Source organism: Candidatus Nitrososphaera evergladensis SR1 (assembly GCF_000730285.1).
Taxonomy (GTDB): domain Archaea; phylum Thermoproteota; class Nitrososphaeria; order Nitrososphaerales; family Nitrososphaeraceae; genus Nitrososphaera; species Nitrososphaera evergladensis.
This window is the reverse complement of sequence record NZ_CP007174.1, coordinates 1,531,501-1,544,817: the sequence shown is the minus strand read 5'-3', so window position 1 is coordinate 1,544,817 and position 13,317 is coordinate 1,531,501. Positions and strand designations below refer to the sequence as shown.

Annotated in this window: 14 protein-coding genes; 9 read left to right on the top strand and 5 right to left on the bottom strand. The window is 48.2% G+C overall.

The window, feature by feature from the left end; translation table 11 throughout:
• Positions 1–56: 56 nt before the first annotated feature.
• Positions 57–755: a hypothetical protein gene (locus NTE_RS08350; protein WP_148700605.1), complete on the bottom strand. Its 699-nt coding sequence runs from the start codon at positions 753–755 to the stop codon at positions 57–59.
• Positions 756–942: 187 nt separating this feature from the next.
• On the opposite strand from NTE_RS08350, the gene NTE_RS08345 reads away from it, so the two are divergent.
• From NTE_RS08345 to NTE_RS08325, 5 genes are all read left to right on the top strand, one after another.
• Complete coding sequence (locus NTE_RS08345; protein WP_148700604.1) at positions 943–1,458, top strand: hypothetical protein; 516 nt, start codon at positions 943–945, stop codon at positions 1,456–1,458.
• 112 nt (positions 1,459–1,570) lie between these two features.
• On the top strand, positions 1,571–2,047 hold the full coding sequence (locus NTE_RS16955) for a hypothetical protein (RefSeq protein WP_193354065.1): 477 nt from the start codon (positions 1,571–1,573) through the stop codon (positions 2,045–2,047).
• A gap of 177 nt (positions 2,048–2,224) precedes the next feature.
• Entirely contained in the window at positions 2,225–3,076 is an 852-nt protein-coding gene (locus tag NTE_RS08335) for a hypothetical protein (protein WP_148700603.1), read from the top strand.
• 2 nt (positions 3,077–3,078) lie between these two features.
• The gene (locus tag NTE_RS08330) at positions 3,079–3,726 is read left to right on the top strand and encodes a hypothetical protein (RefSeq protein WP_148700602.1); all 648 of its coding nucleotides are present in this window, start codon (positions 3,079–3,081) and stop codon (positions 3,724–3,726) included.
• A 241-nt stretch (positions 3,727–3,967) separates the two neighbouring features.
• Entirely contained in the window at positions 3,968–4,291 is a 324-nt protein-coding gene (locus tag NTE_RS08325; RefSeq protein ID WP_148700601.1) for a hypothetical protein, read from the top strand.
• A gap of 592 nt (positions 4,292–4,883) precedes the next feature.
• Here NTE_RS08325 and NTE_RS08320 read toward each other — a convergent pair.
• From NTE_RS08320 to NTE_RS08315, 3 genes are all read right to left on the bottom strand, one after another.
• Entirely contained in the window at positions 4,884–6,191 is a 1,308-nt protein-coding gene (locus NTE_RS08320; protein ID WP_148700600.1) for a tyrosine-type recombinase/integrase, read from the bottom strand.
• A gap of 56 nt (positions 6,192–6,247) precedes the next feature.
• Entirely contained in the window at positions 6,248–6,388 is a 141-nt protein-coding gene (locus NTE_RS16535) for a hypothetical protein (protein WP_158385277.1), read from the bottom strand.
• A 143-nt stretch (positions 6,389–6,531) separates the two neighbouring features.
• A complete protein-coding gene (locus NTE_RS08315) occupies positions 6,532–7,548 on the bottom strand; it encodes a homoserine dehydrogenase (protein WP_148700599.1) in 1,017 nt (338 codons plus the stop codon).
• A 94-nt stretch (positions 7,549–7,642) separates the two neighbouring features.
• On the opposite strand from NTE_RS08315, the gene NTE_RS08310 reads away from it, so the two are divergent.
• Together NTE_RS08310 and NTE_RS08305 are read left to right on the top strand one after the other, a co-directional pair.
• On the top strand, positions 7,643–8,095 hold the full coding sequence (locus NTE_RS08310; protein WP_148700598.1) for an Lrp/AsnC family transcriptional regulator: 453 nt from the start codon (positions 7,643–7,645) through the stop codon (positions 8,093–8,095).
• Between the two features lie 54 nt (positions 8,096–8,149).
• The gene (locus NTE_RS08305; protein ID WP_148700597.1) at positions 8,150–8,926 is read left to right on the top strand and encodes a sulfite exporter TauE/SafE family protein; all 777 of its coding nucleotides are present in this window, start codon (positions 8,150–8,152) and stop codon (positions 8,924–8,926) included.
• Positions 8,927–8,989: 63 nt separating this feature from the next.
• Here the strand turns inward: NTE_RS08305 and NTE_RS08300 are convergent, their stop codons facing one another.
• Positions 8,990–10,786: an SDR family NAD(P)-dependent oxidoreductase gene (locus NTE_RS08300; protein ID WP_148700596.1), complete on the bottom strand. Its 1,797-nt coding sequence runs from the start codon at positions 10,784–10,786 to the stop codon at positions 8,990–8,992.
• Between the two features lie 384 nt (positions 10,787–11,170).
• On the opposite strand from NTE_RS08300, the gene NTE_RS08295 reads away from it, so the two are divergent.
• Positions 11,171–12,283 carry a CDC48 family AAA ATPase gene (locus NTE_RS08295; protein ID WP_148700595.1) on the top strand — a complete coding sequence of 371 codons (1,113 nt, stop codon included), beginning with the start codon at positions 11,171–11,173 and terminating at the stop codon, positions 12,281–12,283.
• Complete coding sequence (locus tag NTE_RS08290) at positions 12,280–13,254, top strand: hypothetical protein (RefSeq protein WP_148700594.1); 975 nt, start codon at positions 12,280–12,282, stop codon at positions 13,252–13,254. The genes NTE_RS08295 and NTE_RS08290 overlap by 4 nt, the downstream gene beginning before the upstream one ends.
• The last annotated feature ends 63 nt before the right edge of the window (positions 13,255–13,317 follow it).

Below are 13,317 nucleotides of genomic sequence, written 5' to 3'. Positions count from 1 at the left end.
CGATGAAGGTTCGCTATATCAGCTATTGCTGACAGTGGCGAAAGACATCCCACATATTACAAGCCAAACTTTATTTTGGTTCTAAATAGTGCAATGACTCCAGCAACAGATGCGGCCATCACTAGATAGATGATTGAAAACTCTGGAACTGCGTGCGTCTCGTTTACTACATCACTTCCATCAAATGCAAATGTGGTCCCCTTAATGTGCCTGTCATCAAAAATATTCGTCGGGTAGTAAACGCCAAAGATCTCGGCATGGAGAAGATATGAACCAGACGGTTTGATGAATGGCGTCATGATGACGATGGGCGAGTTCGGGTCAGCCACATAGGCACCGATAAAGGGCTCTCTCGATGCAATAATTTTTGCAGCAGAAAGACTAGGGTCACTAACTATCTTCAGAACTAGCGTGCCATTATGTGTCTGAAAGAAGTCATTGACGATGGGAGTGGATGATGCGTCTGCAGTGGTGATATTCAGGTGATAGTATACCCAAGGAATATCTTGATTTGTTCGGTTATCATACAATCGTAGATTAATTACTGTAGAATTATCTGCTGGATAATGTATGATATTCATTCTTAGAGTGGGATGAGCTGCGTTCCATTTCTCATAGTCCGGTGGTGGAACTGATCTTGACCCGATTCCTCCCTGTTGTGCATATGCAGTCGGTTCAAAAAGAAAGGAGATGCAAATACAACCGGCAACAATTACTGTCAAAAGTAATCCGACCGTACTACCATCAAGCTGCAAGATTTATCTGATCCGGTGAGATTAGATGTCCAATTCTTAAGAATATTTCGTGAGGTGATTGCAGACTAGAAAATGATACTATGATGCCCTCACGCTCGTCAGCTCTCAGGGATCCCGGGTTGGTGGGCACTTGTGCTGAAGAACCTCTCGGATACTTACAGATTCTTTTGTTATTCATTAGACGTCGATGGCAAAGAATACAAATATTTTGAATGTCTTTCCAGTTAATAATCGCATGAGGAGAGAATGGAAGGGAACGTATTCCGTGTACATCCATGAAATGACTCCCCTCCAAAAAGATCATGCTTTTGTGAAATTGGTGCTTACGGATGGCTACTACAGCAACCTACGAGGCAGCATCATAGTGAGAAAAGACGATGTGGACCGGTTAGGTCTCCATGAAAAATCAGAGATTGTATTAGGGGTGAGCGGAAGTGATATCTCTCATCGACAGAATCCTTTAGCCGCATACCTTGATGCAACCGTTCTCGGATCGTTCACTCAAGAAGGTAGGAACATTTGGGCGAATTATGCTAATGGTGCGAGATACATTGCATATGCAAATGTTGCAGTCAAATTCAAATCTGTCGATTCTAGAGGTAGCATTTTGTTTCGCAAGGATACCTTCGACGGAATGGAGATTGCTAGCGGGGACACTCTCTTTCTGGCGATCCTGAGGGTCAAAGGGAGTTTGATAACCTGAGCGAGTTAGAATCAATGATTGCGAAGCTCGTCCTCCGTTTCGGGCCCTCTGATGAGCTTCTATCGTCACTCTCCAGTATCCTTAACTTTCATAACGCAAAGATTCCAGACACTTGTCGATTGACCCTTTCATAGGCGGTGACAATTCTCGCTTCTTGATATTTGGATTAATCATGTCAATCATAGTGGTGGTCATCATAATCGTTGTTGTAATTCCTGATTTGCCCAGACTCTTGCAAACCAGTCCGCCAGCCGACGTTCCCATAGGCCTGAAACCCAACAGCGAAGGACTTGTGAAAGAAAAACTGAATACATTGCCAGAGATGAAAGCGTTCCAAAAGAAGTACGGAGAACCAAAAGTAACCGTGGAGGGCCGTCAAGTCATCTACGAGAAGACTGAGGCAGGGAATACCAGCCTGCGATACAACGGCACCCTGCAAAGGGAGCCTCAGGTAGTTTTGATTATAGATATTGATTATGATGCCAATGTTGAAAGGATGGAGTTTGTCTGTGTCAACGATCACGGTGGAGGAATACAGCTCACAGACCAAAACATTCTCCACTATTTGGAGAAGGAAAACTGCTTTTGATATTTACTCCATGCTCGCCCCTGTGCTCGTCGGTCCCTCAAGGGACCGACTCGCCGGAAAAGCCAGTGTGATTCTCTTATGAATCCATTTTCTGAAAGCGTATAATGCAACTCTCAGGAACATGATTCGGATAAAATCTTATATGATTGTTCAAGATAAGGGAAATTGTAAGAGAGGATGCTTGCTGGCAATAATCTTCTATATGTCGTGGTGATCATAGCTGTCGGAGGCCTACTTGTCGTTCCATTGGTGGCTAACGCAACGCAACAACAAGCCTACGTAGGCATACTCCCATCAGGTAGTAGAGTAGTAGCAGGAGTAAGAACAGACACCGCTACTGTCATAACCCCTGTAATGAGTAGCCTTGGTTTCAATAATCATAGGGATTATGTAGCATATGTTATGCACATAGATGCTATCAATGGCAATCAAGGAATAGGAGCTGGGTGGTTGTCATACAAAGATACCAGTACTTCTCTTGTGATCAATTATGATTTAATTTACGTCAAGCCCAACGGCTCAGGACCCACACACAATCTGGTCAATCAACTTAGTAGCGGCTCTCAACCTCGTCTTATTGTAACACAAAACGCACAATCGGGTACTAGTGCAAATTGCTGGACAGGTCAGGCTATTACAGGATCTTTATCAAATGTATATTCATACTGTTTTGGAACAGGCACTTTTAGCACAGGCTCAATCGCCGGCGTAACAGGTAGAACCTTCAGCATCTATGGTGCGGGAAGCAATACAATGCCCGGCGAGTTTGATGGAAATCATTACTATTACTGGAACTCTGGCGTCCTTACGCAAGACTCATCGACATATTTTAGCACCGGATCATTAGTAAAGTGCTATACAACTAATGGCGTTTCGAGTCCGGGATGGTTAATAGACTACAAAGCAAAGTACAATGCTGGAGGTACCCAACTTATAGACAAGGTAGATGTTGGACCTAGTCTTGCAACTACGGATGACTGTGTCACATCTGGAAACTTTGCGCAGCAGTGGGAGTTACCGGGTGAATAGTTATGATGAATAACAAGATGAAAACGACCGTGATAGGAGTGTCGATTGCTGCAGTGGCAATCGCATATGTGCTATCTCTACAAATGGCAGGCTTGCTTTCTGGCAGCAATACGACTACAGACGAGGCATCTGCTACTGACAAGAACGTCTGCAAAACAGACCCTTCTCAGATAGAAGTAAACTTTCCCATAAAGCAACCAGATCTAGCCTCCCTGCCTAGCGGATATTCCTTAAAAGCAGTAGCAGACTTCCCAAACACTGTGGCTCTCTACTATGCAGACCATGAAATCTGTCCAAACCTTGGTTTGGATAACCAAGTTCAGGAACGTTCCATAGTAGAGCTTACTGGACCAATAGACTGGGCAAGCAGTAGTGAGGAAATGCAGAGAATATCGCTGGACAACTTCTCAAAGGATCCGGGATTACAGGCACATCCGCAGGCTATTGAGGTAAATGGATTCAAAGGATACGGATGGGAGCCGTTTGAAGGCGCATCTACATACAAAATCAATGGAACAACCGTAGAGACAACACCTGCTCAGATGCCTGGAAAGGTAGCATGGTTTGATGACAACACAAAACTTGGATATTCTATTTCGGGTATGGAGTCTCTGTCCAAGCTGCTTGAGATAGCCAAGACCGTAAACTAGGAACGAATATCCAAGCCAAGTCCTTTTTTACCTTATTTTTTGAGGTTAGGCATAGAACTAGTTCATGATCATCCTAGCCTGCAAAGTCTGAAACGGCGTACAGCCAGCACTGATCTTCATGGCGGTCCTGATAACACAAAGAGGCTTCCTTGCATCATTCCCTCTATTGCGCTGACTAATCCGTATACGGGGCCCGGTTTGGCATGACCGGGATCCGTTCTCCTTTTAATTTTAGATAGATATGCCAAGGAAATTAACCGAGACAGAAAAACTAAAGATAGTACGTCGTGCAGCGAAACAGAAACGCCTTGCTGAAAAGGCGGTAAAGGCACGAGCTGATGAGCTGTCACGGTTAGAGGAGATCAAGCAGGCGGAAGCACAACATGCCGAGTTCGAGCAAGCCCGCCAAAGATATCTCGCCGAGAGTGAGTCTGCTGCCTCTTTGAATGAATCCCGAATGCTGAAAAGTATGGAAAAGGCCAAGTCAAAGATAGGCATAACTGGCAAATCCACCGTGACCTTTTTTCGCACATCAACGCAACCGGGCGTTCCTCTTCCGAACTAGGGCATGGGGCATAGGTGACAAGCACAGGTGGTAGGTTTTAGGAAAAAATACAAGCCATACGTTCCAAAGTACCTACCACCTCAGCCCAAGAAGGTCACGTGGGGCTTTGACTCTAGAGATCTAATCATCAAACTTTTCAAACGTGGTTTTGGCATTGACGATATTTGCCGGCAGACTCGTAACCGGAGATTCTTTGTCGAGTCTATCATTCAACGGTATGAAGCCGGCTTGCCAACCTGCCGGCAATGTGGGAAACGTCTTTCACATAACGCACATGGCGAGTTCTATTGCTCTCATAGATGCTATTGGGACAGCCGCTTTAATCCCTACTTTCCGGGGCAGGAGAACAGATATCATTTGCCTAACTGTAGGAATTGTGGAAAACCGTTCAAGCCAAGGAGTGATGCCAATCTGTTCTGCTCATGGCAATGCTACATTCAATGCCCAAATCGTATGGAAATAATTCCAAAACGTGAGAGTACTCGCAGCGTTGTAAATAATTGTCGATTTTGTAATGCTCCAGTTCGAGTGCCTAAATCACATTTGAAAATGGGTAAAGGCAAGTATTGTGGTCGTGCCTGTTATGCGAAGGCTAGGAGGAGCCGCCATGCTCCTTCTCATAATCCCGCAACAGCCACTCCAAATAGTCCCGCTCCTCTTCAGGCGACCTCTTAGGCGGCTGTTGTATCTCACCCTTGGCATATCTCTCAAGTATGCTCTGCATAACCCGCAGGTCATCAGCTTGCTGGCTGACCTTGATTTTCAAGATATCAATGTCTGCATTCTGTATCTTCATCTTCTCTAGCTCGGCACGGAGGACCGGAGCATCAGAGATGGTTAAGGCAGGCAGCGCTTTCATGTAATCTCGCAACACGTCTTCCAATTCTTGGCGGTCATAGTTTTTGCCTAGTCCAGTAGAATGTCCAACTATGCGTTTAACGTTGATGTCTTTAACTCCTGCCTTAATGAGCTCAGTGTAAACATGCTTACGGAACCCGTGCATTTCATGGATTTTGTTCTTCCTTAGTTCTCCTTTTAGTCCAGCATCTTCAATCACTTGATGCACGAGTTGTGCTATCGTGCCCGTTGTGATGTGCCGGGGATTGTCGGCGCTTTCGATAGCGAACTGCTCTCTTAGCAATGGTGATTCTTCATTTAACGTCTCTCCGGCGGCTCGACGGGATTCTAAGTACTGATCAATGATTGCCGTGACCTCTGGCGTTACAAATGTGGTATAGCAGGACCTTGCTGAGTTGGGATACACCTTTAGGGCATACACCGTAGGCCAATTATCTACCGAAAGTTTTGTCAGATGCTTTAACTTCAAATCTGCCAAACCTCCCCTGCGCATTCCACAGGATGCAAGGATTCCTATGATTGTCTGTTTACGCAAGTCGGCTGCTTGCATGACCCTCTGAACCATGTCCTTAGAATACGGCTTGTCGTCCCTCTCCGTGTCATCCTCTCCAACTGCTTCTCGTAGCCCATCAAAATCAAGGACTATTTTATTGGCCTTGCAGAACTTGCGCATGGCGTTTACAACGGCAATCTGGCTGCCATAACCTCTGCCTATTCCACTAAGGTAGTTGATGAAGTCAATTATCAGGTCCTCCAAGCTTGTAATAGGAAGCTCTGTGATCTGAGCAACCAATGGCTCCATGATCCTAATTTTCTCTTCTAGTATTGACTTCTTGAGTGCCTCCTTTGTGGCCTTTTCCTTGTGGCGGTTCTTTGTAAATTCCTTCTTCAGTTCTTGAAGCTTTGGAGAATCGACCTTGACCTTCAGAGTGAATTCGATAAATGTAGTTAGAAAGTGATCGTATTGCCTACGTGTGAAGTCATTTCTTGTCTTACTAAGAAACCTCTGGTATGCGCCTTTTGCTTCAACGATTAAAGCCATTACAGGCTGAAACTAGGAACTATGATATTTTAGGCTAATATCCAACACTAACTTAATTATGTACTTGTGTGCGTTATGGCCTGCCAGCATTCGACGCAATAGTCGCCCGTCACCTGGAATATCTCGGCTGGCCTCTTGCCACACTGGTCGCAGACAATTTCCCCGCCTGCAATTTCCTCAGTTTTTTCCGTGTCCATGCCTAAAATCTGCATAGTTCTAGTATAAGAATTTGAATGCAGATCGGATATTTATAGGTAATTTGTTTCTACTGCTTGACAGCTCAGCTAAGCATATTTTGACAAGGCTTGTACGCCCTTTTCCGGGTGGAAAAAGCGCCTTTTTAGCGCTCAAAAATCGTGTCTCTAATCTCTATGAGGTCTCGGAGAACCGCGCTTGCAGTCTCCATGCCGCCCGCTCCCCGCCCTATGATGGTCTGCGAGCCCGAATGCTCCGACGAGAAAGTGACAGCGTTTAGCGTGCCGTTGACGCATATCGGGTCCTTCTTGGAAACCTCCGTAGGCTTGACCTCAAGGCGCCTGCTGTCGCATGCTGCTATCAGTTTTATCGCGTTTGCACGGGATTGTGCCTTTTCCACGTCTGCGACGCTGACCTCTGATATCCCCGTCCTTGCCACGTCCTTCATGGTCACCTTCATGCCCATTATCCAGTTGGCCATGATGACCAGTTTTGCGGCCGCGTCATAGCCGTCTGTATCGAGCTCGGGCTTGGCCTCTGCGTAGCCTTTTTCCTTGGCGTCCAAAAGGGCGCTCTGGTACGTCAGGCCTTCTTCCATCTTGCTCAGGATATAGTTTGTAGTGCCGTTCAGTATTCCCTGAAACGAGGTTATCCTGTCTCCCTTTAGGCAGCGCTTTGCAAACTCAAGTATCGGTGTGCCGCCCCCGACGGTGCCGCTGAACCTGAACATGACCCCGTTATAGTTTGCCAGCTCTATCAGCGAGGGAAAGGCAAGCGCAAGTGGGCCCTTGTTTATGCTGATGACGTTCTTGCCAGTCCTCATTGCCGATATGATGTGGGACGTCCCCGGCTCGCCCGTCGAGAGGTCTGTAGGCGTGCATTCTATTACAACCTCGGCCTCGACGTTTTCAATGACCTGCAATGGGTTAAACTTTGTTGCAGACTTTTTGTCATAGGCGCCGACAGTGCCCTTGGCTTTTTTTGCAGCAAGCAGGCGCTCAAGGTTGAGGCCGGCAGGCGATACGGCAGAGCCCCTGTTGTCGACACACGCCACTATCCTTGGCTTTACCCCGTGCTGGCTGTAAAGGTCTGCAGAGCGTGAGAGCAATAGCTTGGCAAAACTCTGGCCGACGACGCCAAAGCCCACAAGGATTACGCGCAATTTCGGTTACCCATTTGCTTAAAGTATTCGGGTTAATATGTTTACAACAACAATGACAAAACTATAAAGCGCAAGCAGGCGCAACGCTTGCCTTGTGAGGCCGGCTGCTTACAAAATTGACGAGCTGGATGTCAGGCTTGTCGAGATCCTGCAAAAGGACAGCTCGACTCCTGCAGTCAAGATCGCAGGAATGCTAAAAGTCACCGAAGGGACGGTGAGAAACAGGATAAACAGGCTGCGCCGGCAAGGGGTCATACGCAGATTCACGGTATCGATAGACCCGATGGCGCTTGGACAGGGCGCAATCGCTTTTGTCCTCCTAAATGCGGCGCCGGGAAGAACTGCAGAAGTCGCAAAAAGGCTTGCCTTGATTGACGTGGTGGCAGAGGTGCACGAGACGCACACGTACGGCGACCTGCTGCTGAAGGTGAGGGCAAAGAGCCCAAGCGACCTTGCAGACATTATCGCAAGCAGGATAAAGGCAGTCCCAGGCGTCGCCGGCACGCAAGTAATAACCGTCCTGAACGCGTGGAAGGATGGCGCCTAAAAGAAGAGGTAGAGTTTTAAGGAATCTAGGTATACAATCAGGTTCTAGCCTTTGTTGTTTGACATTGTCACCACCGTGATTGTGCTTGTGGCAGTCGGCCTTGGAGCCGGCACCCTAGGCTCCATGCTGGGAGTGGGCGGGGGCATAATCATGGGGCCGGCGCTTACATTCATGGGGCTTCCCCCATCCCAGACTGCCGCCACGAGCCTGTTTGCGGTGACGTCTACAAGCGTGTCATCCACGGTTGCATTTTCGCGCCAAAAGCGGATCGATTACAGGCATGGACTAGAGCTTGCAGCAGGAGCCGTACCTGGAGCGGTACTTGGGGGTCTGATCTCAAGCACGATATCAGAGGCAGATTTCAAGCTGTATTTTGGCATACTGCTAATGGCAGTGGGCACGTACATCGTCTTCAGAAGCTCGATACTGAAGGAAAAAGAGGCGCGAAAAATATCCATAGCCCAGCATGCGGCAATATTTGCGATAACCTTTGGAGCAGGGATAATCTCGAGTCTCTTTGGTGTGGGAGGCGGCGTGATATTCGTGCCGGTGATGCTCCTAATACACCGCATGACGATACACAGGGCTACGGCCACTTCGCAATTGACGCTCATGATAACGTCGTTTGCAGGGATATTCACTCATGCGTTGCTTGGACATCCAAACTATGTTTATGCAGTTGCGCTTTCTGCGGGCGCTGTAGTGGGTGCGCAGCTTGGTGCCAGATGGTCAAAAAATGCCAAGGCAGCGTCGCTCCAAAAGATGCTTGGCATCATGCTGGTGGCAGTAGCCATCACGTTCATCCTAGAATGGCTAGGGGTAAAGTTGTAGCTGCCGCATACACATACATACAATCTGAAGATTATCAAAAAGAAGAGAGAGAATCAGTAAGGGCTACTGATTCCTTGCCTCATCGACGTAGAATATTGCCTCGTTGCGCTTGAGCGCCGCCCCTGCCGCAAGGCTCAGGATGGAGGCATGCAGCCTGTCTGCGTTTGGCTCTGCTCCTTCGCTGTTCCCTGCAAGCACCAAGTGCAACTTGATGTTTGACCCAAGCACGTCGCCAAGCTCCTGGTTCGTAGTTGCCGTGTACGGCCTCAGCGCTCCCCGGAAAACGTCAGCACGTGCGCGGAGTGTGCCGGATATTTTCTTGCCGACAGGGGCGTCAGGTCCGACTAGGGTGACTGTGCCTTTTGTCCCCTTGAACTTGGCCGGCTCGGCAAGCGCGCCCTCTGGAGCCATTGCGATTACCGATTCTTTTACTATCATTCCAGGTATGTAGAGAAAGTTGTCAATGAGGCCTTCCCACTGCTTCCTTGGCATCGTACTGAACGCTGAGTTATAGTCATAGTCGCCGGTAAAGTGTATGACTGCATCTATTGGTCCAAAGTGCGTCTTGGCAGTGTTGAAAATGCGCCTTACCGCGGTTTCATCGAGAAAGTCGATTGCATGGCTGTGGAATTCCTTGAAATGCGCCTCGTCGGCCTTGTTGCGGTACAGGACTATGACCTGCTTGGCTCCTGCAACCTGCGCGATACCTGCAATTTTTTTCACCCTGTCAACGTCTTTGGCGGCAGATGACGTCGTGGTCAGCACGATTACCTTGCCCTTCAGTTCAGAGCCGGGCAGTATGTCGACGCCGGTGCCGACAATCGGCTTGACGGGGTAAAATACGCGGTCGTTTGGTATCACCCTGCCGTTTATCAGCTTGCTTATCTTTTCGTCAGAGAGGTTCAGCACCATCTCGGCGACCTCGTCCTGAGAAAGGAACTCGCTGTCTACAATCATCTTGCTGGTGTTGCCCTGGATTTTCTCGGCAATCTCTTGCATCTTGGCAAGTGCGCCGGCAACGGTTTCTGCGAGTTTTGAAACAGTCACTTCGTCAGGCTGGCCCCGCTTTGCGGCAATTTCTGTGGCCGCGTCGCGGCACGCTTTTTTCACAATGTCGTCGGCGTCGCCAAGGTACGGGAGCGCCTTGGCAGTGACCACTTCGACTTCGGTTGATGAAAGGCCGGGGTATCCGCCGACGCGCAGAAACTCTGCCGCCGCCTTTGGGTAGACGGTCTTGTAGATCCTGTCAGAGTGCACCGGCCCGGGGTTCGTGGCAATCGAGCGTATTCCCCTTTCTGCAAGCTCCCATGCAAGGCACTCGGCAAGCCTGTTCTTGGCGCCCTGCGAGGCGGTGTACGGCGTCCTGAAGCGGTACGGGCGCTGCTCGTACCTGTTTTCCTCAGAAAAGAATGTCGATATCGTGATTATCTTGCCGCCCTTTTCCATCGCCTTCAGGCCGGCCGCCGAAGTCCAGAAGGTCCCAGTCAGGTGTATTGCGACGCACTCGCGGAACTCTTTGATGCTTGCGTTTGTAAAAGTCTTGACCGGCCCGGAAACGCCGGCATTGTTGACGATGATGTCGACCCTGCCAAACTGCTTCTTGACGCCCTCAAACATGGTGTTGATGCCTTCCTCGTCGGAGACGTCCACCCCGGGAAAGGTGGCGACCCTGCCTTTGGAGCCAGCCTTTTTGATGATGTCGTTTAGTATCTCGGCAGTCTGGTCAAGGGGCTCTTTGCGCCTGCCCATTATGACAATGTTGGCGCCTGCCTCGGCAAACCTCTTGGCAATGGCCTGGCCGATGCCGGTGCCGCTTCCAGTAACAACAACGGTTTTACCATCAAATTTTAAACCACTCATATCAATATTCTCAGGGTGCAAGAGGCTTTTGCACGGTTATTAAAGGTATTTCTGGTCGGTACGGAGATTATTGTTTGAGCTTGAGTGAATCAGGCTCGGCTTTGCCACTTTCTCTTGAGGAAAAAAGGCATACGCTTGCGTTGGTAGCTTTTCCACACTTGGGAAAAAGAGTGATCATTGGGAAGGGGGCCAGCAAGATATAATTCTGTACAAGACAATTCAATTCTAGACGGCACTACGGGAATCTTTTTGAGCTATTGCATTGCCTATTCTTGCACTTTTATTGTTGCAAGTTGGTTAATGAGATTGGCGTATTTGTTTATCTAACTGAGAATGCCACATACAGTATGCCTGCTATAATGGATTAAAGAAAGGAGCAAGGAAATGGCTTACGATGTAGCGTCATTCAATCGGGATAAAAAAGTCTCTTTGACTGTAAGAGAAGCGTACGCCCTGGGAAGACACCGCGGGATTGCCAGACTTCACAGGGATCTATTATCTGCACTAGGTTTGGCTAACGGAGACATTATTGAATTGGGAGGAGGCAGGCGAACCTATGCCAAAGTGCATGAACTTTATCCTACAGATCAAGAAAAAGACATCATTCGTCTGGACGAGATCCTCAGGACAAACGTTGCCGTCGGTATAGGAGGAAAAGTTAGCGTGACACCTGCCGGAAAGGAAATTCCTCAAGCCGAAAGTGTAATTATGGCTCCGCTGGCAGAAGCATTGTCATTCGTATCAGAAGATCTACTTGCCCAGCAACTTGACTCCATTCCAGTGACGGCCGGGGACTTGCTTGTGACACACAGCTTCCGTGAAATGGTTGTTTTCAGAGTAGTCGAGGTTCGTTTGTGTACGGACAAGCCATCAAATGCCGGTGCTGCCATAATTACAAAAGATACAAAACTGGCAGTCCGGCCAAAGCCCGTTGCACGCTACCAGCAAACGCTCAAGTATGAAGCAGGTCTACGTGGCCTCCGCGCACCGGGCATGACCAACAAAGGGCCAATAGATCTGACGATAGTTGCCCGGGGTATAGTAGACGAGAGCATTGAGAATGACTACCAAGAAAGTGAAGTAGTCAGCAAAGGCGTTCCAAAATCCACTGACAGGTCAACGAGCGAGCAGGGAGTAGTCCTGACTCTGGAGTTGACACTTTCTGCTTCAAGGTTTGTTAACGAGATGAGAACCTTTCGCCGACTTGTCCCGCCAAACGAGCGTGCGAGGGCAATCATCGATAGATGCATGGATAGCGCGATAAAAGTTGTGAACGGGGCAAACGCCAAATTATCTCCGTCAACAGCAGAATTTACCCCAACAACGCCAGCACACGAAATGTTCCGCCTTAACAAGGAAAATAGCGCAAAATTGAGCCTGCTGCACGAATCAGTCTTTGGTGCCGCAGAAAAGATACTCAACAAATGGTCTGCGATAGCGGCAGGCGTAAAGGACGAGGAAGGTGAAACTGGAGGAGGCGACCTATTCATAGGTTGACAGCAAACTTGCCATCACCATCATCGTCGCCGCCTGAAAAGCCTGACCCTTCCATCAAAGCAAGAATTTTCAAACCAATTCTAGAAAAATATGCCCAAGATGAAATTTCAACTCTTCTGCAGAACGAACAATTCCACGCCATGCGTGGCGCGCTGAAGGTCGTTGGCAGCGAGGATCTAGGTCAGATAACTGCCGCGGACCGAAATGAGCTTGAAGCGAGGATTAAGGAACTTATAGAGCGGCATCAGCCTGCCCCATTGCTGATTAAACTAGATGCTACTACTCTTGATAACACCTACATTATTGACAAGCGGTATCGGCATCAGGATCCAGAAGCCATTGGAGAGATAGTATATTTTTCGTATGATGAGCGGGGCAAGAAAATATCAAAATTCTATGGAGATGAAGTCAAAGAGGCTAACAAGGAAATGCAGCAGAATTTGGCAATGCATGGCTGGACTATGGGCGATTACTACTATGCCCTGTACGCCGGCATGCCAGCTAACAAAATTACGCGCAATGAGATTAAAGAGAATCTGAAAAGGCTAGAACCTTTTGAACAAGATGCAATCCAGAAAATAAGGGATCTTCAGCAGGCCAGCTTCAATAGGATTGGTGAGAAAATATTCAGGGTGTTCGGGATTCGAGTCAAGACCACATTTGACGAAAAGGACGAAGAAGAATTTCGCCGGAATGGAAACAAGAGATGGCTTCGCAGCGTTTACAATACAGCAGCCGAAAGGAAAAAGAAAGACGAAATCAACGCAGGCAGGCCAATGCATCTCGTTTCATATCTAAACCGATATTGCGTGCATGAAATGGGGCGGATAATTCGCAAGGAGAGAGACAACAGGCTGTCTGGAGACCCTGTAGACTATTTTCGCAAATTTCACCCAGAAATGATGACATTGTCATTTGCCGACAACAACATGCTGGGAGACAATGAGGACGAACAAGATTACGCGCTTTAAGGACTTGTAAAGTCATCAGAGTATATGGTGCTTACGAGTCACAATAGCAGGGCAAATGAAGAA

Coding starts and splice junctions, on each gene's coding strand:
- NTE_RS08345 (WP_148700604.1), top strand. CDS start 943: ATGGCAAAGAATACAAATATTTTGAATGTCTTTCCAGTTAATAATCGC.
- NTE_RS08335 (WP_148700603.1), top strand. CDS start 2,225: ATGCTTGCTGGCAATAATCTTCTATATGTCGTGGTGATCATAGCTGTC.
- NTE_RS08330 (WP_148700602.1), top strand. CDS start 3,079: ATGATGAATAACAAGATGAAAACGACCGTGATAGGAGTGTCGATTGCT.
- NTE_RS08325 (WP_148700601.1), top strand. CDS start 3,968: ATGCCAAGGAAATTAACCGAGACAGAAAAACTAAAGATAGTACGTCGT.
- NTE_RS08320 (WP_148700600.1), bottom strand. CDS start 6,191: ATGGCTTTAATCGTTGAAGCAAAAGGCGCATACCAGAGGTTTCTTAGT.
- NTE_RS16535 (WP_158385277.1), bottom strand. CDS start 6,388: ATGGACACGGAAAAAACTGAGGAAATTGCAGGCGGGGAAATTGTCTGC.
- NTE_RS08300 (WP_148700596.1), bottom strand. CDS start 10,786: ATGAGTGGTTTAAAATTTGATGGTAAAACCGTTGTTGTTACTGGAAGC.
- NTE_RS08295 (WP_148700595.1), top strand. CDS start 11,171: ATGGCTTACGATGTAGCGTCATTCAATCGGGATAAAAAAGTCTCTTTG.